This window comes from Dysgonomonas gadei ATCC BAA-286, assembly GCF_000213555.1.
GTDB lineage: Bacteria > Bacteroidota > Bacteroidia > Bacteroidales > Dysgonomonadaceae > Dysgonomonas > Dysgonomonas gadei.
Genome location: NZ_GL891979.1, coordinates 663,890 through 688,831 on the forward strand (window position 1 = coordinate 663,890; position 24,942 = coordinate 688,831).

The 24,942-nt window shown below is 39.8% G+C and carries 22 protein-coding genes; 8 read left to right on the top strand and 14 right to left on the bottom strand.

From position 1 onward, the window contains the following. Positions 1-44: 44 nt before the first annotated feature. Entirely contained in the window at positions 45-1,748 is a 1,704-nt protein-coding gene (locus tag HMPREF9455_RS02395) for a tetratricopeptide repeat protein (protein WP_006797983.1), read from the top strand. Positions 1,749-1,771: 23 nt separating this feature from the next. Here HMPREF9455_RS02395 and HMPREF9455_RS02400 read toward each other — a convergent pair whose 3' ends face one another. Both HMPREF9455_RS02400 and HMPREF9455_RS20575 read right to left on the bottom strand, forming a co-directional pair. After that, positions 1,772-2,239 carry an aminoacyl-tRNA deacylase gene (locus HMPREF9455_RS02400; RefSeq protein WP_006797984.1) on the bottom strand — a complete coding sequence of 156 codons (468 nt, stop codon included), beginning with the start codon at positions 2,237-2,239 and terminating at the stop codon, positions 1,772-1,774. A 12-nt stretch (positions 2,240-2,251) separates the two neighbouring features. Further along, a complete protein-coding gene (locus HMPREF9455_RS20575) occupies positions 2,252-3,085 on the bottom strand; it encodes a leucine-rich repeat domain-containing protein (RefSeq protein ID WP_006797985.1) in 834 nt (277 codons plus the stop codon). 255 nt (positions 3,086-3,340) lie between these two features. Between HMPREF9455_RS20575 and HMPREF9455_RS02410 the strand changes: the two genes are divergently transcribed. After that, a complete protein-coding gene (locus tag HMPREF9455_RS02410) occupies positions 3,341-4,450 on the top strand; it encodes a phage portal family protein (protein ID WP_148401834.1) in 1,110 nt (369 codons plus the stop codon). Between the two features lie 53 nt (positions 4,451-4,503). Here HMPREF9455_RS02410 and HMPREF9455_RS02415 read toward each other — a convergent pair whose 3' ends face one another. From HMPREF9455_RS02415 to HMPREF9455_RS02430, 4 genes are all read right to left on the bottom strand, one after another. Further along, the gene (locus HMPREF9455_RS02415) at positions 4,504-5,637 is read right to left on the bottom strand and encodes an MBL fold metallo-hydrolase (protein WP_006797987.1); all 1,134 of its coding nucleotides are present in this window, start codon (positions 5,635-5,637) and stop codon (positions 4,504-4,506) included. Between the two features lie 124 nt (positions 5,638-5,761). Further along, positions 5,762-6,382 carry a DUF4230 domain-containing protein gene (locus tag HMPREF9455_RS02420; protein WP_245532156.1) on the bottom strand — a complete coding sequence of 207 codons (621 nt, stop codon included), beginning with the start codon at positions 6,380-6,382 and terminating at the stop codon, positions 5,762-5,764. 172 nt (positions 6,383-6,554) lie between these two features. Further along, positions 6,555-6,821: a hypothetical protein gene (locus tag HMPREF9455_RS02425; protein WP_006797989.1), complete on the bottom strand. Its 267-nt coding sequence runs from the start codon at positions 6,819-6,821 to the stop codon at positions 6,555-6,557. A 165-nt stretch (positions 6,822-6,986) separates the two neighbouring features. Next, on the bottom strand, positions 6,987-7,886 hold the full coding sequence (locus HMPREF9455_RS02430) for a sugar phosphate isomerase/epimerase family protein (protein WP_006797990.1): 900 nt from the start codon (positions 7,884-7,886) through the stop codon (positions 6,987-6,989). Between the two features lie 276 nt (positions 7,887-8,162). Between HMPREF9455_RS02430 and sucC the strand changes: the two genes are divergently transcribed. After that, entirely contained in the window at positions 8,163-9,317 is a 1,155-nt protein-coding gene (gene sucC, locus HMPREF9455_RS02435) for an ADP-forming succinate--CoA ligase subunit beta (RefSeq protein ID WP_006797991.1), read from the top strand. A 75-nt stretch (positions 9,318-9,392) separates the two neighbouring features. Continuing rightward, complete coding sequence (sucD, locus tag HMPREF9455_RS02440) at positions 9,393-10,265, top strand: succinate--CoA ligase subunit alpha (protein WP_006797992.1); 873 nt, start codon at positions 9,393-9,395, stop codon at positions 10,263-10,265. A 307-nt stretch (positions 10,266-10,572) separates the two neighbouring features. On the opposite strand, the gene HMPREF9455_RS02445 is transcribed toward sucD, so the two are convergent. Further along, positions 10,573-12,339, bottom strand: coding sequence for a hypothetical protein (locus tag HMPREF9455_RS02445; protein WP_148401824.1), 1,767 nt, complete (start codon positions 12,337-12,339; stop codon positions 10,573-10,575). A gap of 281 nt (positions 12,340-12,620) precedes the next feature. Beyond that, positions 12,621-13,127 (bottom strand): DUF6712 family protein, encoded by a 507-nt coding sequence (locus HMPREF9455_RS02450; RefSeq protein ID WP_006797994.1) that lies wholly within the window; start codon positions 13,125-13,127, stop codon positions 12,621-12,623. Between the two features lie 845 nt (positions 13,128-13,972). Between HMPREF9455_RS02450 and HMPREF9455_RS02455 the strand changes: the two genes are divergently transcribed. Next, a complete protein-coding gene (locus tag HMPREF9455_RS02455; RefSeq protein WP_006797996.1) occupies positions 13,973-14,203 on the top strand; it encodes a hypothetical protein in 231 nt (76 codons plus the stop codon). 94 nt (positions 14,204-14,297) lie between these two features. Here the strand turns inward: HMPREF9455_RS02455 and HMPREF9455_RS02460 are convergent, their stop codons facing one another. After that, the gene (locus HMPREF9455_RS02460) at positions 14,298-14,672 is read right to left on the bottom strand and encodes a hypothetical protein (protein ID WP_006797997.1); all 375 of its coding nucleotides are present in this window, start codon (positions 14,670-14,672) and stop codon (positions 14,298-14,300) included. 99 nt (positions 14,673-14,771) lie between these two features. On the opposite strand from HMPREF9455_RS02460, the gene HMPREF9455_RS02465 reads away from it, so the two are divergent. Beyond that, the gene (locus HMPREF9455_RS02465) at positions 14,772-14,951 is read left to right on the top strand and encodes a hypothetical protein (protein WP_006797998.1); all 180 of its coding nucleotides are present in this window, start codon (positions 14,772-14,774) and stop codon (positions 14,949-14,951) included. A gap of 280 nt (positions 14,952-15,231) precedes the next feature. Here HMPREF9455_RS02465 and HMPREF9455_RS02475 read toward each other — a convergent pair whose 3' ends face one another. After that, positions 15,232-15,699: a hypothetical protein gene (locus tag HMPREF9455_RS02475; RefSeq protein WP_006798000.1), complete on the bottom strand. Its 468-nt coding sequence runs from the start codon at positions 15,697-15,699 to the stop codon at positions 15,232-15,234. A gap of 102 nt (positions 15,700-15,801) precedes the next feature. On the opposite strand from HMPREF9455_RS02475, the gene HMPREF9455_RS02480 reads away from it, so the two are divergent. Continuing rightward, positions 15,802-18,240: a hypothetical protein gene (locus tag HMPREF9455_RS02480; RefSeq protein WP_006798001.1), complete on the top strand. Its 2,439-nt coding sequence runs from the start codon at positions 15,802-15,804 to the stop codon at positions 18,238-18,240. A gap of 354 nt (positions 18,241-18,594) precedes the next feature. Further along, a complete protein-coding gene (locus tag HMPREF9455_RS02485; protein WP_006798003.1) occupies positions 18,595-21,006 on the top strand; it encodes a TonB-dependent receptor in 2,412 nt (803 codons plus the stop codon). Between the two features lie 164 nt (positions 21,007-21,170). Here the strand turns inward: HMPREF9455_RS02485 and HMPREF9455_RS02490 are convergent, their stop codons facing one another. The 4 genes from HMPREF9455_RS02490 to HMPREF9455_RS02505 all read right to left on the bottom strand — a co-directional run bounded on the left by HMPREF9455_RS02490 (position 21,171) and on the right by HMPREF9455_RS02505 (position 24,915). After that, on the bottom strand, positions 21,171-22,472 hold the full coding sequence (locus HMPREF9455_RS02490) for a biosynthetic peptidoglycan transglycosylase (protein WP_006798004.1): 1,302 nt from the start codon (positions 22,470-22,472) through the stop codon (positions 21,171-21,173). 98 nt (positions 22,473-22,570) lie between these two features. Then, a complete protein-coding gene (locus HMPREF9455_RS02495; protein WP_006798005.1) occupies positions 22,571-23,326 on the bottom strand; it encodes a hypothetical protein in 756 nt (251 codons plus the stop codon). A 27-nt stretch (positions 23,327-23,353) separates the two neighbouring features. Then, complete coding sequence (locus HMPREF9455_RS02500) at positions 23,354-24,199, bottom strand: hypothetical protein (RefSeq protein WP_006798006.1); 846 nt, start codon at positions 24,197-24,199, stop codon at positions 23,354-23,356. Positions 24,200-24,696: 497 nt separating this feature from the next. After that, positions 24,697-24,915 (bottom strand): helix-turn-helix transcriptional regulator, encoded by a 219-nt coding sequence (locus tag HMPREF9455_RS02505; protein WP_006798007.1) that lies wholly within the window; start codon positions 24,913-24,915, stop codon positions 24,697-24,699. Between the last annotated feature and the right edge of the window lie 27 nt (positions 24,916-24,942).

Here is a 24,942-nt window from a genome sequence, read left to right on the forward strand (position 1 = left end):
CGGGACTTGTAATCCCGAACCTTTTCTAGTCTGGTTCTTTTTTAATGAGCAAAATAGCATTAGCTAAAAGTCTTACATATTCTCTTCTATTTATACTCTTTCTTTATTCTTGTGAGGAAGGGGGGCATCCTGCAAAACTATTGGAGCAAGCACAGACTAAAATAGAAGATAATCCTTCCGAAGCGCTTCTTCTGCTCGATTCTATCCGTAATCCTTCGGGTATGGATCAGGACAGCTATATGCGGTATGTTTTACTGCATGTTCAGGCAAAATCTTTGATGCGTAAGGATATAAAAAGCGATACTTTGGTCTTTGATGCACAAAGGTATTTTGATACTAAAAATGATCCTTATCTGTCGGCTCTCGCACACTATTATACAGCAGGTGTATATCATGCGAATAATACTCCCGATAAGGAATTGGAGCATTTTATGCTGGCAGGTCATTACGCCCGTAAAGCCGGTAATAATTTACTCATGGGCAAAAGCCGGCATAGTATCGGTAACCTGTATTATGAAAAAGGTGTGATGGACAGTGCTATTGTCAACTACAAACAGGCATTGGATTACTATGCGAAGAATGGAGGAATGGAAACCTTCAGGCTACAGATAATGAGATTTACAGGTATAGCTTATCAGGCGGAGGGAAAACTGGATAGCGCCTATTATTATTTTGACGAAGGTTTACGTTATTCGAAAGAACTGAATAATGTTCCGTCTCAGGTGTCTTTCACCCATATGTTGGGGATGCTGTATCGTAAAAAGGGCGATCATCAGAAATCTGCTGACTATCTGAGAACTGCGCTTGCCGAAACTACCGACCAACAAGAGGCAATAAGGATATGCCTTAGCTTTCTGAAATTATATCATAATCAGAATCAACCGGATTCGGCAAAATATTATTCTGACCTGATGAAAGAGCATTTGGCCAAAATAACATATCCGAGAACACTGGAAGACCTTTATAAATCTTTGTCGAGCTACCACGAAGAAAATGGAGACTACAAGGAAGCATTGCATTACAATAACTTACTGCTGGATGTTACCCGGCAGATAAATGAATCGAACAGTCTGCAAAAATTGTCGGAGGCAGATAAAAAATATAAAGCAGCCCTCCATAAGAAAGAGCTGGATAGTTTGCTCATGCGCAACTATCTCTACTTACTAGGTGGTATATCACTCGTACTCATCGTATTGGTAATAGCATACTTCAATAACAGAACTATGCGGCTCAAACGCCAGAGGATAGACGAGCGCAACAAATTGCTGGAGGAGCAATCACTCGTGCAACAGAAACTACTTGAACATCAGGACGAAAGTCTGACGTATATGCAGGGTATATACCGTAATATTGTGACCGAATGGGTGGAAATAGATAAACAGGTTAAATCGCTGGCTAAAGAATTCGGAGCCAAAGAGGAACCCGAACTTTATGTGAAAATAAAGAAGATGGTGGAAAGCTTCAGGCAAAATACCAATGAGCAGCTCGTGGGACAGGCTAAAGAGCATTTTCAGAAACAGCCGTATGGCGAAAATGTACTGTCGGTACTGAAAGATAAGGAGTTGCTGTTGTTTATGCTATACTATTGCGGATACAAACGTAACGATGTTGCGGTCCTGTTGGGAGTACGTCCGCACAAGGAGAATATGAATTTCCGCAAACTGGACTTACGGAACAAATTACTTAAGGCAGGGATGCCGAAAGAAGACGTTGAGCAGATATTATTTGCAGAGGATAAAGAAGACTGATATTGTCCGGTTTTCCTCTGTACTCAAACCACTTCCTTTTTTGATATTTCTACTGTTTTGCCATCAAGCAGCGATACGATATTTTCAGGATTTATCTTTAATGTATGCAAACTGTCGCCCGTTCCTCCATAAACATAGTCAAAGTCCAATAATTTTTTATCAATAAAGCAAGGCAAATTATGCCCGATCAAAGGAACCGAGCCTGTTTCATAGCCGGTCGCCCTTTTCACATCTAGCCTGTCTGCCAGTCTGAATGTTGCGAAGCCTATATTACTTCCCGTTTTTTTGAAATCTATTTTCCCGTTTTGGGCGCTTACAATGAGTGCGACAAAGCCATTTTCTGTTTTTATGATAAATGCAGGAGCGGCTTTACTACTATCGAAGTACTTATCGGCGTCCTCTGTTTTTAATATAGGCTCATTGTGCCTGATTATTTCGTAGTCGCAGGCCGATTTATGCAGTAGTTCGTCTAATTGGTTAAGAGTGAGCATCTGTCCGGTTTATTATTTTTTACGAATAGTATTGAATACCCAGTTTTTTTTGCGGGCAATACTTTTGTCACTGGCTTCGAAGCCCGGGTTGTGAGATGCCCAAAGATATACAGACGATTCATTTTTAGGAAGCAAAGTGTATATTTTATTTAGGGCTTCTTCTCCAAGCTGGTTATCCTCCAAAAAAACAGTAATTAAATTATTGGAATCGCTGATATTGACTGATGATATCTGTGTTTTCATACAGTAAAGCGAACTCAGACGATTGTTATTATTCAGATTCAGGGATTTGAGAGGATTTTCACTACACGACAAATTAATTAATGTTGTGTTTTTACTTATATCTAACATTGAAAGGTTATTTCCGGATACGTAAAGAGTACTTAGGCTTGGATTGTTACTCAAATCAATTGTTGTGAGCTTATTATTGTTACAGTCCAAATATTGCAGATTCTGGCTTTTGCTTACATTTAATGATGTAAGCCTGTTATAGCTTACATCTAAATACTCAATCATCGGATTTTCAGATAAATCCAAAGATGTGATATTGTTGTTTGCGAGATATAGGTTTACCAGTTCAGAACATCCGGAGAAATCAAGGTAATTAATGCCTAACCCACTAGCCTTAAATACTTTTAATTGGGTACATTTTCCTATTTTCAGTTTTTGTAAGCGCATACTGTCTAAATCTATAGCAATAAGATCTGAAGTTCTAACCTTAATTGTATAAGATTTACCGGGATCAGAATAATTATGGCTCACTTTCTCAAAAATGAACATCCCCTTATGATCTTTTTTCATAGGCAATGTATATTCGATCTCTGTCCCATCGCCCCAATCAATCATAACAGAAGGTGCAAGAAGACTAAATGCTACTGTAGACGATGCTTTTTTGCATAGATGGAGTGATGGTTAACTCAATATTATGCCCGATATTATTTCCTTTATTGCCACACGATAGAAATAAAAAAAGAGAGATGATAAAGATTATTGATTTCATAGTAATTATTTTATTAAAGATATAAATTCCTTTCCATTCTGTTATCAAAATAAAAATAATTTATCTATACTCTAAAAACACCAATGAAAAAAAAGGAAAGTATGAAACAACATTCGACAGGAGCCAATTATTCAGTAATTAAATTATCCCAATCAGTAAAATCGTACCCCACATTCACCCGCAACACAAAAGGCTGGGTGAGTTACGACCGAGACAATCTGCTGCCGCAACGAATCATAGAACTGAACAATGAATCGGCGATCAACAAGGCAGTGATAGAAAATAAAGTGACTTATATTTGCGGAACAGGAGTGAGGGACGGGGAGTATTACGGTCAACCTAACCCTGCCGACGACTGGGATGCATTGATAGAAAAAATAGCTAAAGATTATGTGACTTTCGGCGGATATTGTTTTCAGGTGATACTGAACGAAAACGGCAAGACTGTAAGCCTTTATCATACCGATTTCAGTAAAGTGAGAGTAGGGGAGATCAACGAGTTTGGAACTTATCTTAGCTTCTTCCTGTCTAACGACTGGCGCAAGACATACGGAAAATTCGCTCCGGTAGAGATAAAGGCATATGGGGCCGAAGAAATGCAGAAAGGTGTTCCGTATCTTTTCTATTACAAGGATTATGAGCCGAGTCTCGATTATTACCCTGTGCCCCAGTATTATTCCGCATTGAATTATATAGAAGCGGATGGCTTGCTGGGCAAATTTTACCGCAACTCTATCAACAATGGTTTTGTACCCTCAACCATTATTACCATGCCGAGTAATCCGGCAGAAGATCAGAAAGAACAATTCCAGAAAGATATCGAGAGCAGCTATGCAGGGACTAACGGGGCAAACAGTATTGTTGTGCTTTGGGGCGAAAGTCAGGAAGTAAAGCCCGTGGTAACATCGTATACAGCGAGTAACAATGCCGATCTGTACAACAATGTGGATGAGATTATTTTCCAGAAAATCATATCCGCTCACCGCCTTACTTCGCCTACACTGGCAGGCCTGTCGGGGTCAGGCAACCTGAGCGGAAATGCCAATGAGATTATCAACTCGTATGTGCTCTACAACCATACGGTCATTCATCAGCTTCGCCGCAAAATATTGGATACGCTAAGTATTTTTACCATCAATAACGGTTATAAGCGGTTGGTGGTGGAAGATCTGGATATTGTAAAAGAACTTGCTGCCGATAGCAATAATTAGTTTTTTTGTATTTCATGTGCGGGTACGGACTTTAAGGTTCGTACCCTTTTCTCTTACTCAATCCCCACCCACCATTCTTTAAATGTCTGTGTGCTGTCTTTCAGATTCACCACTTCGCCTATCATTGGTGTCAGCAGGCGCATATCTTCTCTCTTGCTTGCAGCCGTAACCCTTTTCAGAGGGGCGTCCCACGAATGGTTTGCCAGAGCGTATTTAGATGAATGCACGGGGAAAAGTACCTGTGTATGCAGGTCTTTCGCTGCCTGCACTACTTCTTCGGGCATCATATGTATATATTTCCATCCTGTGCCATATTGTCCGTTTTCGAGTATGGCCAGATCTATCTTACCAAAGCGCTCGCCTATTTTGGCAAAATGGGTGTCATATCCGCTGTCGCCGCCCAGATATATTTTCATTGTAGGTGTTTGCAAAAGGTATGAAGCCCATAGCGACTGATTCGGCGAAAGTCCGCGACCCGAAAAATGCCGGGCAGGGAGACAATATGTCGTAAATCCGTCACCGATAACGGCGTCCTCGTTCCAGTCCAGTTCTACAACCTTGTCCATATCAAAACCCCATCTTTCGAAATGTTCTGCTACGCCCAGTCCACAGATTACTTTACCCGTGCGGTCTTTGAGAGCCATTACACTTTTATAATCGAGATGATCCCAGTGATCGTGCGAAATGAAGAGATAGTCTATATCAGGCATGTCTTCTGCCGTGTATCCGTCAGCACCGTCGAATGCTTTGTTGACAAACGAAACAGGCGATGCAGCCTTGCTGAAGACCGGATCGGCCAGTATGCGCTTGCCGTCTATCTGTATGAAATAGGATGAATGACCAAACCAGACCAGTATATCTTCGTTGCGGTCGAGATGGAGTAAATCGGTTTTCACTGAAGGAATTTTATCGGTAGGAGTGACGCGCTCATGTTTTGCAAAAAGGAAATTATACATAATACCTATATATCCTTTGTCTCCCGTTAGTTGTGGCGTATAGCTCAGATTCTGGAATTTTCCATCCCTGTAATTAGGTGAGTTCTTCACCCTTTCTTTGCGCTCTCCGCCTGGTGTACGTCCAAAACTCGGCTGATTGACAAATATTGCAATTGTGATTGCTAATAGTGCTGCTACTGAAAGTATTATAATCATTGTTCTCTTGATTCTCTTTTTAGTTTTCGGTTTCATGAAGTTTCAATTTTTATGTTAAAAACAAAATTTGTGCCATAATTTATATGAAACTTTAAAGAGAACGCTGAGCCGGTAATAGTAGATTTCCGGATAAATATTGGATAGCGCAGAATTTGTGTTTTTATTTTTCCTTGTATCCTTTTCCTTGCCCGAAGGTGATAAATATATGGTCGAAGCCCATAGCCTGCAAAATAGGGCGTAGCAGGTTTACGGCACTATCGCGGCTTTTGCTGTCCATGTCTAGTTTTGCAGCTTGTTCGCGCAACTGCTTTTCGGCCTGGCGGTACGCTTCGTCGGCTATTTGTGTCGACTCCCACAACCCGAATTGCATATCGTAGATGCGCGAGGCCGAATGGTCTATTGCTACATGGCATATTTCGGGGGCGGGCAGAGTCAGGCGTATCGAATCGCCGGAGGTGTATATGTCTTCGGGTTTGAGGCGGGTGAGGTCTATGCAGCAGATCACTTCACCCGATACTATGAGTGCAGTCTTGGCATTTGGCAGCCACTGGCGCACCTTCTTATATTCCACCATATCCTGAATGTTGTATTTCAACACTTCCAGATTGCCGAGACTTTCTATTTTCTCCACAATCATATTGTGCGAAACTTCCACTTTTTCCCCTCCTTTGTCTTTGCCGCCAAAGAGGTACATGATAATGCCACCGATAAGGATACCGATAGCGAGCATATTTATATAACTGCGTTGTTTTATTGTATTTCTGCCGGACATATATTGCATTTATCTGCTATTTGAAGTAAATGTACGAAAAGCGATTGTTTTTATCAAATCAAAAGAGGCTGTGTATATAATAGTTTGCTGTATGGCTGGCTCTTTGAAAGATAAACCCCTGTCTTTTACTAATAAGTAGTTATGAGACAGAGGTATATTTATTACTTCCGACGAAGGGTAATTACATAGGTATCTCTCTTGCATCCGAATTGTAATCTCTCACATCATTCGATTTGCGGTCTAGTTTTTCCCTTACTCTTTCGGCTTCTTTTGCTATATCCCTTTGTCTGCGGGACGGATCATCATCTCCTTCCGATTCTTCCCTCTCTTCCATGTTTATATCGAGAGCCTGATCGTTGTTGCCAAATACCTGATCTGCATCCAGATGCTTGATTTGCTCTATTTCTTCATCGGTGAGATGTTTCCCTTTACTATTATCTGTGCTCATAATCTGTGAATTTTTAATCTGTAAATGACTATACGATTGTATTTTAAACAAATATACAGGACAATAGTTCTTTCCAATATTTTAAATGTTGTAAAAAACAGTTTCTTAATATAAACAGAAAAGGCCGGAAAATTTCCGGCCTTAGGCGATGAAGTATGAAGCCTTTCAAAAGATTCCCTCAGTTATTGTTGTGTAGTAGTCGATACATTGCCTTATGTCCGGAACGGAATTGTCCCAGTTGTTTTCATATTCTATAGATATGTATCCTTTAAAGTTTTGTGCTTTAAGTGTTTTTAGCATTCCTTCCACATCGAGTATACCTTTTCCCCAGATCACATCGTGCTGTTCGGTTTCTCCCTCTTTCTTTTCGGCTATATCCTTGAAGTGCAGCGATACGATACGCCCGTTCAGTTTCTTGAGACAGTCGATCTGATTTAATCCCTCGCGGCGCCAGTGACCCACGTCGCAACATGCTCCTATCATCGGGTTTCGGTTGGCTATCTGTGCCAGCAGCAGGTCTGGATTCCAGTAGGTTGACGGCTGCGGATGGTTGTGCACGGCTATCTTTATGCCATATTTGTTAACGAGGCTTTCTATAAGGTCCCAGTCTTTTATGGCCGGTTCGCAGGAGATGAACTCCATGCCCATCTCTTTAGCCAGGATAAATTCTTTTTCCCAGTCGTCCGGGTTATCTGTGGTATATACGCCGGTGGAGATTATTTTTACACCTTTGCTTTCGGCAAATTCCTTTATTTCCTTGCGTTCTTCGGTGGTGAGTCCTATGCCGAATACTTTGTCACCCCATTTGTCGCCCAGTTTGTGTCCGGGAAATACCTCGATGTATTTCACTCCCAGTTCGTGGGTTTTGTCGATAGCTTCGGCAAAGGTGAACTTGTGGAAGGTATAGGATTGCATAGACAAATACCATCCGTTTTGTTCGGCTTTGGTTACTGTCACGGTTTTTGGTTGATTACCAGCTTCCGGTTGTTGCTTGTTCTTTGTATTGCATGATGCATAACTGCATAGTATGCCTGCAATTAATAGGTACTTAAATAGTTTTTTCATACGTTAGATTCGTTAGGGCATATCTTAATTAACAGTGTCAAAGATAAATAAAAGTTTGGGTTAGGGGGTATCTTACAGGCATATTTTGAGGTAACAGGTTAATATTTAACTTTTTCCGTTATACTCCTTTTACTTAGTATCCGCTATATAAACAACATCTATCTCCTCTTAAATTAAAATTATCTATAAAATGTACTTTATTAAAAAACTTACCTGTAAATTTAGCTGTTAAAGAAAAGGTATCAATTTAATAACTACTTAAATTTTTTTATACCTATGAAGATACACGAATATCAGGCAAAAAATCTATTCTCGTCTTATGGCATTCCCGTTGAAAAGTATGTGCTCTGTAATGTCGCCAATGAGGCTGTTACTGCGTACGACGGGCTGAATATGGAACGGGTGGTAGTAAAAGCACAGGTGCTTACCGGCGGCCGAGGTAAAGCAGGAGGAGTTAAACTGGCAAAGAACAGGGAGGATGTAAAACAATATGCAACAGATATTCTGGGTATGAGTATCAAAGAATTCCCCGTTACAAAAATCATTGTGAGTGAAGCCGTTAATATCGGCTCGGAATACTATGTGAGCTTTGTTATCGACCGCAATACTAAATCCGTCATCCTGATGATGAGTGCCGAAGGTGGTATGGATATAGAGGAAGTAGCCGAACATTCACCGGAAAAGATACACAAATTTGCCATTGATCCTTTTATCGGAGTTCCTGATTATCTGGCGCGGCGGTTTGCATTCACTATATTCGAAGAAATAAACCAGGTGAATCAATTGGCGGTAATATTGCAAAAACTATATAAACTGTTCGTAGATAAAGATGCGTCACTGGCCGAAATCAATCCGCTGGTACTCACCAAAGAAGGCAACCTGATAGCAATAGATGCCAAGATGACCTTCGACGACAATGCGCTCTACCGTCAGCCGCAGATACATGCCCTCTTTGAGCCTACCGAAGAAGAAAAAACAGAGGCTTATGCCAAGGAGAAAGGTTTCAGCTATGTGCATCTCGATGGCGAAATAGGCTGTATGGTAAATGGAGCAGGTCTTGCCATGGCCACTATGGACATGATAAAACTGTATGGCGGTACACCTGCCAATTTTCTCGACATAGGCGGCAGCTCCAATCCCAATAAAGTGATAGATGCCATGACCTTGTTGCTCAAAGACCCGAAAGTGAAAGTAGTGTTGATCAATATATTCGGCGGCATAACCCGTTGCGACGATGTGGCTTCGGGTTTGCTTACCGCCTTCGAACAATTGAAAACCGATATTCCCGTTATCGTCCGCCTTACAGGCACTAACGAAAAGCAGGGACGCGATATGCTTGCAGGAACCCGCTTCAAAGTGGCGGAAACTATGGGAGAGGCAGTGCAGTTAGCAGTTGGCAGTAATCAGTCAACAGTTATCAAAACATCATAAAAAATACCGTTTTTTTAATAATCAATAAATATTAACACTGTTAACTGATGACTGTTAACTGTTAACTGAAAAAATATGAGTATACTAATAAACGAATCCACACGACTGATAGTACAGGGAATAACCGGACGCGACGGCAGTTTCCATACAAAGAAGATGCTAGAATACGGTACAAATATTGTAGGTGGTACATCGCCCGGAAAAGGTGGTACGGAGATACTCGGCGTACCTGTATTCAATACTGTATATGAGGCTGTGCAACAGACGCAGGCCAATACATCCATTATATTTGTTCCTGCTAAATTTGCGGCAGATGCTATAATGGAAGCAGCCGATGCAGGAGTCAGACTCATTATCTGCATATCCGAGGGGCTCCCTACGCTGGATGCTGTGAAGGCATTCCGTTATACCCAGATGAAAGGGGTGATGCTGATAGGACCTAATTGCCCGGGATTGATGTCGCCCGACAAATGCCTTGTAGGAATACTTCCGGGACAGATTTTTAAGAAAGGGAATATAGGTGTTATCAGCCGGAGCGGTACATTAACTTATGAGGTTGTGTATCATCTTACGGCAAACGGTATGGGGCAGTCCACTGCCGTAGGTATGGGCGGAGACCCTGTAGTGGGACTTTACTACCGTGAATTGCTGGAAATGTTGCAAAATGATCCCGATACCGATGCCATAGTTATGATAGGCGAAATAGGTGGTAATGCAGAAGAACAGGCTGCTGAATATATCCGTAAGCATGTGACAAAACCTGTTGTCGGCTTTATAGCAGGTCAGGCGGCACCTCAGGGTAAACAGATGGGGCATGCCGGTGCTATTATAGCTGGTGGTTCGGGTACTGCCGCCGATAAGATTGCTGCACTGGAAGCTGCGGGTGTGCGGGTGGCGAAAGAGCCGTCGGAGATACCAGGCCTGCTGAAAGAACGGCTTGGCAATTGATAAAATATTTATGAATAGAAATCCCCTGTATTATAGTGTATACAGGGGATTTTCTTATTATCATTGAGATGTTGTCTTATATGTTTACCTGTTTCCGTAGCATGTTCTTAACCAAGTTTAACGGCTATAATAGAACATTATTATGTAATCCTGCGTTATCATTATGTAGTTTTGTAAAGTTTGTGTTAAGGTTGAAGAAGTCAGCGATGCGATATCGGGGACTTTTTCTTTTTAAGCAATATTCTTCAGCGTACGGAAACAGAGAGAGCAGCTCATCGGCTGCCCTCTATATTATCTTCGAGTTAAGTTACTCATTGAGCCTGTCCACTGCCCATGCCAGAATGTTGCTGAACAGTATCTTTTTCGGTTCATAACCACTATTAGCCAGATTAGCCCATGCACCCCCGTCTGCCAGCAGAATGAGCGCGCCCTTGCTGTCACTGTCCTCCACCAGCAGAATACGCGCAGTTCCGTCCGAAACTTTGGCTATAGGGATAAACCGGCTTCGAACAGAAGTATCCGTAACTGACGCTGCCATATCTATCTTCCAGTTGTAATCGCCGTCCCTGGCAAAAGATAATCCGGATGCATTACCAAAAGGTCCGTTGACAAGCTTGTCGTTCGGCGATGTGAGTGTAGTTGAATTTACTATTATTCCGGCTTCGGCATTGGTTGCGGCAGAATAGGTAGCCAATACGGATGATGTGCTTACTCCTAACAGGCCTGCGACTATCGATACTGCACCCGCCACCGGGGTGGTGGTGTTATCTACAGCGTAGATAAGTATCTTTCCGCTTTTGATATAAGCCAGTGCTGTCGCAGCCTCTGTCGCACTCAGAGTCATACTGTAATTGATGATGGTCACATCGGTAGCCTTATTTGTCATATTGGCTACTGTATTAGCCGTGGAACCGGTGGCAGAAGTTATCTTCTCCACTTTATCATATATTCCGTTTGGTCCGTAGTTGTCTATATTCCCGGCTATATTAGTCATAGAAGCAGGATAGCCTGCGTATGAAATGTTGTTTATGTACACCGATAAAGCAGGATATACTGCCTTTATGGTAAAAGGGCATGTAGTAGCAGACAATGCACTGTTTGTGGTCAGGGTAAAATTATTCAAACCCTGTGTCAACGGTTTATCAGTCAAATTTGTCGTTGGTATTGTAAATGTCTGGTTTCCAGTTGAAATTAGACCTGTTTTTGCAAAAGAATATCCATTGACTTCATCTGTTTTTATCTCATACATTCCTCCCGTCGAAGGTGCTGTGGCCATACCCTGTATTGTAAGGTAATTAGTTGACGGATTCAACTCCGTTCCTACCAGATATGTTCCGTTTACAGCCAAAGTGTTACAGTCGATAAGATAATCTAATGGTTTGCTGAGAACCTGATTAGACAAGGATGTTTCAAGAGTATTGATCTTCACCTTTATCACATCCGGCACATCGGTAAGATCGCTGGTGGATAAAACGGGTGTACCACTTCCCGGCGCCATAATCGTTTGTACTCCCGTTGTCAGGAATTCGCCTGTTAGAATATAGTCATAACCATTGGTGGTGGTACCGGTGATAATATATTTTCCGGGAACAGAAATATCCAGTACTATATTTAAATAGTTCAGCGGAGTAAGTTCCACCCCTTTTATATATGTGCCTCTCACCGTAGCGGAAACTACGGTGAAATCTGCAACTACATCTGGAGGGCAACCGGTATCGGAGACGGGAACCCACTGAGTTCCGTCCCATATATTAAGCCCGATAGAGAGCTCCGGTGTTTCCTGCATATTATATACAATCATACCTGTCGATTGTTTTTTTTCCTCTTCGGTTGCCGAGATAACCAAAGGAACCAAGCTTTGAAGGCTGACCAGGGATACACGCGGTAGTAAGAGTCCTTTTGTAGAATTTGCTAAATTGCTGCCGCTTGTATTTGTCTCCTTGAGATCAAGTAAGGCTCCTGTCCTTGGTGAAAGGTTGGAACCGATCGTTATTTGCGCTGTAAGCATTGAGAAGTTCGACATTGCTATTATTACAATCAAATGTAATATTAAAGTCTTTGTGATTAGCTTCATAAGTTAATAGTTTGAACAAATACGTCTATTGTGTTGTCTTATATTTTAACAAATATCAGTTCAATTAGTTTTGTCTTTACTCTGTTATTGTCTTTATTGTCTTTTTTCGGAGCACAAATATATGACATGATTTTTGGAAATATCGTTTTTAACGTCAAAATAATGACTTTTTATTGTTAATAATAGTTTTTTTGGCCTGTTTTAAGTTGCATAAACAATAAAAAGACAGTTTTGGAAACTGTCTTTTTTAAAATAGATTGCATTGTAAACAGGAATTTGAGCTAACGCTTCGGAAAATGAAATCCACTGTTGAATTCCATCTCTTTTTTACACTTATCTTCCGGTTGCCACAAAGGATAGTTAGTCCGGTATTTGTACAGGAAATCCACAAGTTGCTGTTTTAACACATCTGCATCGTTCTTTACCCATTGTCGCAATTGAGCAAGATCTTTTATATCCACACCTTTACTGTTCTCACTTTCCCGGATTGTTATACCCTTGTTTACGATAGTAGCCCAATGGAAAGGCAAAGCCTGATAAACGGCACAGAAGGAGAGGGCAGGGGCGATTTTCAATATCAGATCGCTGTTTTCCGGTGTAAGGGTATTGGCCGATACCTGTTCGCATAATTCATCCATTAGCGGCTCGCCCAGTATGCCTGCAATATGAAGCTCCTGCGCAATACAGATATAAGGTATAAACTCGGTGATGTCGGTGTTGGATGTCACAGGTGAATGCATCTTAAACAGTTTCTCACTTATCAGGGGTAATTGTATTAGTTCTCTCATAGCTTTTTACTGTATAGATAAACTTTTTTTAATTTGATAATGCCAGATTCAAAAAATATATAAATATGGATGAAAAAAGAAAAGATTGTTTCACAACAACCTTTTCCCAACTAACCTTATTCTAATACTATGGGAAAACATAAGTATTAAAATAAAAAAATATCTTTATCGGACGATTATCTCATAATTCGGTTGTTTTTATTCTTATGCCTGCGCAAATTCTGGTTCCGGGCCTCTGCGTAGCTTCTATTTTGTGTAACATGTCAGGTTTATCTTATTGGTACACATATGCACCTGTTAAATTACTATAATCCAAATATAAGAACATTACGAGAATGAAGTAGATTTATGAATGGATAATAACATTATTTAAGTAAAGTTGTCCGTATCCGGATGAAGCGGGACGTCCTGTTTTATATAGCAATGTTATTAAAGACAAAAATTCATTTAAAATATTAAAAGTAAATGATCTGATATTCAATTGGTTAATTAACTATTTTAATGAGTTATTTTAACGCAATATGTTTCATTTTTAGCATAGATCAGGTTATATTTGTAATGCATACAACGTTCTTTACATAAGAAACTTACTTGGTTAAAAAAACGGCTGCACGTACCTGATGGTAATACTGTTTGACAGCGGTAGCCGTTTTGCGATTGATTTCTCTATGGATGCACTCCTTATCCGGTGTGCTTTTCATTAATTAAACACTTATATAATCGCCTTAACCGAATTTTTAAACTTCACATTCCGAAATTTTAAAACGGGAAAGACTTGCAATAATATAGATGTATTGCAAGTCTTTTTTGTAATTTCAATTACTTTATCTATACTATAAAAACTTATGGCAAAGAAAACAATAAACGTTGATATTGAGATCAATACAAAGAAAGCAGAGGAAGCAGTTTCCAAGTTTGGCAAATTTCTGGGAGTGGAAGATACCCTGATTGCAAACTTTTATAAACATTCCGGAAACGTGATAGACAATATAGGGCAGATAGCAACGGCATCGGCAGAATTAGCCGCACGAGCTGAGGATGAACAGTATAAGTTTGAAAGGCAGATAAGGTGGTAAAATGAAGAATAATCATACAATGTAATCGCACGGTAACAGGGGGATATTATAAGGATTATTTGTATTGGATGAAGTATTTTGAGTAAGAAGATAATTAAACTTTATATATCAAAAAACTATTAGTAAAAGTAGATATAGTATATATAATATCACTTGCAGACGAAGAACCTCCTGAATATATGACATAGCCAGTATCTGTACGTTTAGCATTATAGACTATATCACTTGCAGACGAAGAACCTCCTGAATATATGGCATAGCCAGCATTTGTACGTTTAGCATTATAGACTATATCACTTGCGGATGAAGAACCTCCTGAATATATGACATAGCCTGTATTTGTACGTTTAGCATTATAATGTAATTTAGATGGCGGTTCGGATACAGGACTAGTATAAATATCTTCTTCACAACTATTAAAGCTGAAGCTAAGTAATGAGGCCAATAAAACATATAGATACTTCTTCATGATTTTAGGTATTATTACTTATAAATATAGACTTTTAAATTAACAATTGGTTTAATCCATTATTAAAAATAATAAACTTTATCTATACTATAAAAACTTATGGCAAAGAAAACGATAAACATTGATATTGAGATCAATACAAAGAAAGCAGAGGAAGCAGTTTCCAAGTTTGGTAAATTTCTGGGAGTAGAAGATACCCTGATTGCAAACTTTTATAAACATTCCGGAAACGTGATAGACCCCTGCTACCGCGCGATTGTATCGCGTGGTAATATATAATTAAAAAGAAAATGATAGATAGTATGAGTCATAATTATAAATTCAAAAATCCGGAGGGTATATATTTCATCTGTTTTGCTGTGGTAAATTGGTTGGATGTATTACCACGCGATACAATCGCGCGGTAGCGGGGGCCGATCTGGCGGAGGATAAAATATACTTATTTGACCAGATTACTGAGAAAGCAGTTGTCGAAGTTTTCGGATTCCTCCTTTACCGGATAGATAAGGCGCGGGCTGAGGATGAACAGTATAAGTTTGAGAAGCAGATAAGGAGGTAATTATTGGGGAAAAACTATTGTATATGCCAGTTCGGAAGAACTTATCATATTTTTATTGTATACTTTATAGTTCTGTCCATCAGGTATTATTGTATATACCAAGTTGGTAGAATTTATCAAATTATTATTGTATACTTTATAGTTCTGTCCATCGGGTACTATTGTATATGCCAAGTTGGTAGAATTTATTAAATCTTTATTGTATGCTTTATAGTTCTGCCCATCTGGTATTATTGTATAGACCAAACGAATAGCGTATATTAAATCTTTTTCATAGACTTTATAGTTATTGCCATCGGGTACTATTGTGTAGGCTAAACGGATAGCATATATTAAATCTTTTTCGTAGACTTTAATGTAATTATTATCTGTACTTGTGCTCCCCCCTCCTATATCGTTCTCTTTTTCACAAGATACAAGATTAAAGGAGATAAATAATGTTATGATAAGATATAAGATATTTTTCATTGTTTTATAGTATTTCCATTTATAAATATAGACTTTTAAATTAACAATTGGTTTAATCTGTAATCAAAAATAAAAAACTTTATCTATACCTTAAAAACACTTATGGCAGACAAAACACTTAAATTAAAAATCGACAGTAGCGATGTTGTAACATTGAAGGACAAGCTGGAAAATGTGGAAATAAAAACCATAAACGTAATTTCGGCTCAGGAAGTATTACAAGGCATACTCACTTCGCCCGAGCCTGTAAAGAACATGGATAAGATTATACCCGCTTACCAAAAGATAGGTACGATTGTAGATGGCATGTCGAAGCTATTGCCCCGCAGCGTAAAAGGATTGCAGGAAGCACAGGTGTCGATACAAACGGGCATAAATAAAGAACTGGAAGGCGCTAAGAAGATAAGCGATGCACATAAAAAAAAGCTGGATGAAATAAAGAAAGAAGAAGCCGCTTTTATAAAATCGGCAAAAGAAAAGGAAAAAGAAGACCTCTCCGTTTTGAACCGTGCGCTCGCTGATGCAAAGAAAAGGGGGGAAGACACCACCGTGCAGGAAGCCCTGATAAGGAAACTATATGAACAAACAGAAGCCGGAATAACAAGGCACATACAGGACAACAACGACAAGCGCGCCCTGATAATACAGGAGTCAATGAATAATATGGCTACTGCCATAGACGACAGCTACGCGAAGCAGAAAGCCTCGCTCGAAGCCAAGTACAAACTGGAAACGCAGGCAATAAAAAATGCAACCGACCTCACCATTGCCTCCGAAGACGAAAAAACAGCCTATATACAATATTCCGATGCCGACAGGCAGGCGATGGAAATAGCCCGGTTTCAGAAACTAAAAGACCTTGACGCCCAATATAACGAGGAATCGGCCAAGCTGGAACAACAATACCAGAAAGACAAAGCCGGCACGTTTGAGAATTTCCTGAAACAGCGTGGCGAAAAGATGGAAGTGCATGTAGATACAGCTTCGAAGAAAATAAAGAAAAGCACGGAGAAAGTGGCTGATGAACTCGATTTTTTCTTTCAGGATATGATGTTGAAAGATAAGACCTTTTCGGACAAGACTGTCAGCCAGATTGTAGACCATTCTGTAAAATCACAAAAAGCAATTACCGATGCAGCAGAAAAAGCAGCAGAAGCCAACAATCAATCTGCCGATGCTACAAAGAAGAGTGCTGAAGCTACCGACAAGGCTGCCGATGCCACAAAGAAGTACCTCGACATACAGGCTACCCGAACCAACTATGCCAACCAGATAAATGAAGATAAGGCGTTACGGGCATCTATGATGCAAAAAATGATGGATCAAGTTTGGGTATTCGAGCTTGAATTAGATGCTGCCGGCGACAATGCCGAGAAACGCAAGGAGATAGAAGCCAAAAAACTGGAATATATAAAACAGGCAGGTGCCGAACTTATAATTGTACAGCAAGGCATCATCGCCGCCGAAAAGAAAGAACAAGACCTCGGCATGGTACAGTGGAGGCAGTATGCAGAACAGCTAAGTACGGTGGCAAATAGTGTGAAAGGGGCTTTGACACAGACCGCCGACTATTTCGGTACGGCTTTTGGAGCTATCAGTAGTGTGTATAAAGCGGAAATAGATGCGATTTCGGAAGAACATACACACTATACAGAAAAGAAGAAGGGGATGGACGCTGAAGTAGAAGAAAGTACCAGAAAAGCGACTGAACTTGAGAATGAGAAGACACAAGCGGCAAAAGAGGGAAATAATGCCAGAGTTCAAGAACTGGAAAAAGAAGTTCAGGCGCATTCTAAAGCACATAATGATTTAGTAAATACACAAAGTAAATATAATGAAAAGGTTAAAGAATTAGATAATAAAAAAGCAAAAAAACAAGCTGAACAGGAAAAAATAGAAAAACTAAACCGTAAAGCCACATTAATAAAAAATATAGGAGAAGCCATAGCCAATGTAGCACAGGGTGCAACCAAGGCCTTATCTTATGGCCCTATTCTCGGCCCTATACTGGCGGCGGTTGTTACCGCAGCAGGAGCGATTCAGGTGGGTATAATGACAAAGCAGCTTGCCAAATTCGCAGACGGTGGACTACTAAACGGCAAGCGGCATGCACAAGGCGGCATGCGAATTGAGGGTACAAATATAGAAGTAGAGGGCGGCGAATATGTAATCAATCGTGAATCTACGTCTAAAAATCTCGGTTTAGTACGCTATATAAATTCCCAACGCAAAGAATTGACACCCTCCGATGTAACCGGATTTTTCGCCAGAGCATCACAGGGTTTCGATCTGCCATTTCAACGGGAATTTGCAGCGGGAGGGATGATGCCTGCGCCGTTTTTAGCCCCTAATTTTTCTTCCGACAACGATGCGTTAGTACATGCCATTAAGAACATCCGCATAGAGTCGGGTTCTTCGGGTGACAACGAAGCCCTGATAAATGCTATCAAAGATATCCGTATAGAGCCTAAAGTAGCTGTAACGGATATAATCCGTGCACAGGAAGATGCCGTACAGGTAGATAAATGGTCGGGAAATTGATTAAACATTTATCAAAATAAAAGTAAATTATCTATACAGTGAAAAATAATTAAGAATGACAGGCAACTGTTCGGGTATCTAAATCTTAAATATCTGACTCAAAAAAGAATACGCCCGGAAGATTGTTATACTTTCGGACGTATTTGTTAATTTGTATATGGATGCATGCAAGAGGTAATTACCCTCTTCCGTTGTAGAGTTACGATTAAAAAAGAAATGTTCTGTTACAGACAAATCATTATACATTTCTGACATATTTCTGTTCTTTAACATTTGTATATAAATAAAATAGTTAATCTATTGTTATTCATATTATATTTGCATGCAATTTAACTAAATACCTGATTAACGATAATGAAGAGTCTGTTCTTCCTGTACACACTATTGTGTCTTACCCTCACTGTATCCGCCTCCATTCCACGTATAAAGGGAAAAGTAGTAGAAGCCGGGAAAAATACACCGATCGATTATGCCGATATAATCCTTATTGAAAAGGGAAAAACAAATCCCGTATTGCATACTCTTCCGGAAACAGACGGAGGCTTCATCCTTTCCGATATCAAGGACGGAGAATATTCGTTATTGGTAAGGGCTGTGGGGTTCGATGTATATACACGCTCCGGTATAGTGCTGAATACATCTGCCTCAGTCTTCAATCTGGGTATTATAGAGATGAAGCCACTGGAACAGGGCTTGGCCGAAGTAGAAATCGTAGCACAGAAAAGACAGGTTATCTATAAACTGGACAAAAAGGTTATAGATGCATCCAACAATCTGCTGGCAAGCGGCGGATCGGCAGTCGATATACTGGAGAACACACCTTCGATACGTGTCGATGCCGAAGGGGAAGTAACATTCAGGGGCAGCAGTGGATTTGCCGTTTATGTAGATGGCAAACCGAGTGTCTTTAGCGGTTCGCAGGCACTGGAACAAATACCATCGGGACATATAGAGAATATAGAGATAATCACCACTCCGTCGGCCCGCCACGATACAGGTGGCGATGTAGGCATTATCAATATCATCACCAAAAAACATTCGCTGCAAGGTTTGAACGGTATGGTCAATCTCACGGGAAGCACCATGCTTTCACGTGGGGTGGATTTTCTTCTCACACAGCAGGAAAAGGCTTCACGCTGGTATGTGGGCGGCGGATGGAATGACAGATTGCGTAAAAGTAAGTTCCGGCAGGAGAAAACCACCATCGTATCCGATGTGACCACCATATCCGATTCGGACGGGCCACGCGAAAGCAATAATTTCGACTATTCGCTGAAGGCCGGATGGATGTACACATTGCCGAAAACCACATTCAATGTGGATGTGCAGGGCGGTTATGGCGGACGTACACGTAAGGGTGACCTCGATTATAAAGAAGAGCAGTCTAAAGCCGGTGTGCCTGTAAGTAGCGGTGACTATATAAGCCATGACGACTACGATCTGCACGAGACTTATTATCAGGGAACCGTCGGTTTTGCGCACAAGTTTAATGATAAGGGGCACGACCTCACGGGGAGTTACTACCTTAAATATGGTGGCGATGCCATGGAATATTTTCAGAGCGACCTGTTCAACTACCAGGGCGAACGTCAGCAGGGACACAGAGCATGGGAAGACGAACATCGCTGGACAATGCGCGGAAACCTCGATTACATATTTCCATATCGCGAAACGGGGCGTATCGAAGGCGGCTACCAGTATTTCTCCTATCTCGAAGACGGTGATTACAGCATGCAGTTCTGGAATCCCGAAAAAAAAGAATTTTACTGGCGCGATGATATTTACAATACATTCTATTTCAAATACGGTATACATTCCATCTATGCCATAGTGGCCGACAGTTACCGCAATTTCGATTTCCAGCTGGGGCTTCGCGGCGAGCATACCCACCGTGTGCTTCGCAGTTCGAAGGAATGGGCTAACCGTACATATGACAAATTCGAATTTTTCCCGTCGGCACACCTCGGCTACAACCTGCCGGGAGGCGATAAGATACTGGCTTCTTATTCGCGGCGCATCACCCGCCCCGAATTGTTTTTCATGGAGCCGTACATTACATACCGCGACTATTATTCTGCCGAAATAGGCAATCCCGATATCCGTAACGAATACATCAACTCATACGAACTGAACTATAAGAAGAATATTGGTGAACACGCGCTTTCGGCATCAGTATTTCATCGTAGCCGCAAGGATAAGATAGAACGCTTGCGTGTACCGTATGAAGCCGGTGTGACACTGGATTCGATGGCAAACGTAGGGCACGATTATTCGACAGGCCTTGAGATCAGCGCGCAGATACAGGCTACACGCAAGTGGAATATCAACCTGAACGGCAGCTACTATCATTACAAGATAGAGAATGAATATAAGACCGAAAGTGGTGACGAAACCAGTAATAATTACGAGATAACACTCAATAACTCATACGATGCCGGAAAAACCACCCGTGTGCAACTCGATGGCAATTTTGTAGGCCCGTCTGTAACTACACAGGGGAAGACTGATGCTTTCTGGTATGTGAATCTGGCGGTGCGCCAGCAGTTGCTCAGCAGGAAGCTGAATGCCACCCTGTCTTTCCGCGATGTGTTCAACTCGGCACGCTATGTTAGTAATATAAATACAGCAAACCTGAAATCGGTGACGCATATAAGACCCAATTATCCGTTAATTACGTTAAGCCTGAGTTATACATTCAATAACTTCAAGGCGAAGGGTTCCCAAAACAAGGAAAATCACGACTTATTTGAAGGAACAAATCATTAATTTATTATTTGTTAAGTGTGTAGTGTCGGTGTAGGATTTCCATGCCGGCACTATTTTTTGTGGGAATATATCAGTGTAATTGTGTCTGGTTGAAAATTTAGGTAAGGAAGAATGCTTTTGAGACAGTTAACTCAAAACATTCTTATTTTATATTGTGTCAGTTTTTATTTAATATTTTTCAAAAGGCCAATATTTATTCGGCTCTCATATAAGGTTATCAATTTTTTGTAATTTATATTGGTAGATGTTTTTGTATTGAGATATTTTATTCGGTCAAAATTTACAGATGAAGTTATATTGGATAATCTTTCAATAAGAAAAAAACTTTCTTCGTTTGATAGTTTTAAATTCTTTAAATCATAAGCGAAAAAATATTTTATTGCCTTTGCTAATCCAATAACATTTCTCTCATATTGTACAGATGCAATATAAATGTTCAGAATCTCTTCTTTGGTAAACTGCTGACTTATCCAATATGACAATAAGATTTCAAAACATTTCCTTTTAAATTTATTTTGTCCGAATGAAATGAATAAGGTCCTGACCAATTGCATCGTGATTGTTGACCCTCCACTTTTTATATAATTATTTTTATCTCTAAAAAATGAAATTTGACTTATTGCCCCCCTTATTAATGATTTAATTGAAAATCCTTTATTGTTTTTATAAAAATCAGAATCTTCTATGTCTACTAAAATATTTTTCAATATAGAATAATCTACCTCCAATCGATTCAATTCAATATAAGCTAATTTAGCTCGATATAGGATATATTCAAAATCATTTACTAGCTTTAACTGAAATATTGTAGCCAAAATTTTTATAAAATTCAAAAAAGTAGTTTCATGTCTATCATGTAGATTTGTCCTAAAGATGTGTAGATAAGAGAATGATATAAGGATATTTCCAATCAACCAAGGTATAGATATATTTTTTATATTCAATATAATATCATCACCTTTATTCTTTGTAGCGAGATACCATATTAAATTAACACCTATAAATAAAATCCAAAAAGGGGTAGTTTCGAACTTTAGCCATCCTTTGAAATATTTAATAACGAAAGGATTATTTGCTCCTTCCACCCTATTATTTGGTAAAGTTAGCTGGATAGACCCGTAATCAAGCCCTAATAATGTTCTTAATGTAACAACTTTTCGGGCATTAATTGTTATCGTTTTCTGTAATTCAACAAAATATCTTAATAGAAGATATCCTACAATTGATATTAGTATTGCTAATTGTATTGAATACTGATTAATAGTAATGAAGAAAGATGTATCTTCTTTATTACTAAAGAATAAAGGAATCAAAATAGTAGTAGCTCCAAGTAAAATACTTGTTAGTTGTCTGTAAATATTAGATTGTCCATTTGCGATTCTTTGTGCTTCCTCAAACTCAATGAGTAAAACTTCTTTTTCATTTGCTTTATAAGTGGGATAAAATTGTTCTTTTATATCTGCCATATATTTTGTGCCATAATAATCACAAAACTAATGATTTGATTTGTAATTTTCATTTTTTTGATATAAATATTGAGATAATATGAATATTACAATAGATTTTATCTCCTCTCCATCCTCTTCAAAAAATCATCCTTTTTTAATTCCGCTTTTATTTCCGGCGAATACAGCATCCTTATCACTGTCTTTTCCTGTTCCGAAATATAATAAGGCACTCCCTGAAAACGCAGCCAGCCGCCGTATGCGCTGTAATGCTGCGGGATGGCCGAACGGCCTATAGTGAGGTAGTATTCATAAAGCATCATCGGGTGTTCAAGTCCCAGCATATGCTCAAATTCATGCATCAGGGTTTGCGTGCCCGATTCACGCCCGTCGTATATATGGGCAAAGTTTATTTTCCATGCATGGTCTGTAGCCTCGTTTATGCGGGCTATGCCGTTGACAAATATCGGTTTCTGCCTCGGCTTGTTTGCCGGAGCCGACTTCACATTCTTGTATACGATAACATTTCCGTTATCCGGTACACGTTCTATCCTTAATGGAACTATCAGCGGGCGGAGTAGGGTTATAACGGAATCTACTTCGGCTATAACGTTTTTATCCAGTTTTCCGGTGTCTTCTATTTCCACCCGTATATCTGTATTCCATTTGCGGATACGCTCCCCGGCCCGGTTGAAGGCAATGTCGCAGAACAAATCGAATTCTTCGTCCGTAAAACCAATTTTACAGAATTTGTCCGCATCAAAATCCTGTATCTTTTCGTCTTCCGACTTTCTGTAGAAATGCGCTGCCGTGCCCCATGCCGTAAGCAAAAGAAGCGAGATAAGAATGATGTATCTGACAATCTTCGAGCGCATTTAGTGTGAGCGTAATTTACTGAATTTTTAATTCTTAAATCCAATTTGTTTCCTTTCCTCTTCAGGATAGATGATAATGCGAGGGCGCTTGTTTACATCCGGAATCATCAGTTTACGCTCTGCATCTGTAAATCCCATCTTTTGTGCGAAAGTTTCCACATGAAGTCCCGATCTTATTTCGGACGAATACAGCATTTTTATCACCATCTTTTCTTCCTTCGATATATAGAAAGGTTCCTTCATCATATTTCGTATTTCGTCCTGCGAACGGAAAAACTGCGGTATTACCGACCTGCCTATGGTTACATAATAGGGATATAACTTGATAGGATGATCCAGCCCCAACGCATGCTGAAATTCATGCATAAGTGTTTGTGAACTAGCATGGCAACCATCATAGATCATAGCAAAATTGATACTCCACGAGTAGGAAGATCTGCGGTTTACCTTCGACATACCGTTCAGGCAGATAGATTGTGGCAACTTATTTGATACCACTTCCGGCACACGCCTGTATACGTGCAGGTTACCACCATTGGTTACACGTTCCATCTTTACCGGGGCAATCAGTGGAGCAAGGATGGCAATGACAGAATCCACCTCGTCTATCGATTGTTGGCTAAGTTCGCCGATATTCTTTATTTCCACTTTTATATCTCTGTCCCATTTGCGTATCCGGGAGTTTTCGAACATGAATGCCACATCGCAGAACAGACTGAGTTCGTCTTCATTATATCCGGTTTCTCTGAATTTGTCTGCATTGAACCGACGGGTTTCCTTTACTGCGGCATTTTCGTATACGAACGATACCAATCCTGTCGTTGTGGATAGGATAATCAAGGAGAATATGGTATATTTAGCATACTTCACCATGTTTTTCGGTATTATGTAGATTCATATAAATGCGCTGTCAAAAACGTCCGACGCACATCCCCCTTTACTACAAATATATTAATTTATATTTGTTTGATATTATATAGAGTGTTTTTTTGAGGGAATTCCATAAATAAGTAATAAAAAAAGAAGAAAAAGAATCACATTTTTATTAATGGGAAGAAAATGAGTGTGATATGGTGGTATAAAATACGAAGTGTATAAGGACGGATTAGATCTTACATGAATGAGTAGGTGAAATGTATCAAAACATGAATAACTGTCACTGCAGCAAAGAACTGAGCGGGTTATAATCTCATACTTTGTCATTTTTATCTTTTGCAATCCTTTCCGGTACTATTAAATATGAGCTTCTCTGTCCGGGAAAATAGGGGCAAAAATAAAAATGTCAATAAGTATTAATAACGACTATGAAAAAATTAATGATTTTTATTTATCATTTCAGCTTTTTATGCCGGTTTTGTTGAGTTTGTGAGTCATTCGATATCTACAATATCGACTAGCTTTACATCGAGTGCCTGACAAATTTTGTATAGTGTCCCAAGGGTTGGATTAGTGCGTCCTTTCTCTATCCTTATGAGGTTATTATATTCTATATCAAGTTTATCAGCCAAATCCATCATGCTCAAATCTCTACTTTCTCTTATTTCTCTAATCTTCAGACCTACTTTTTTAACTAAAGTTTCTTTATCCATGAATTTCTATCATTAATGATTGTTCAT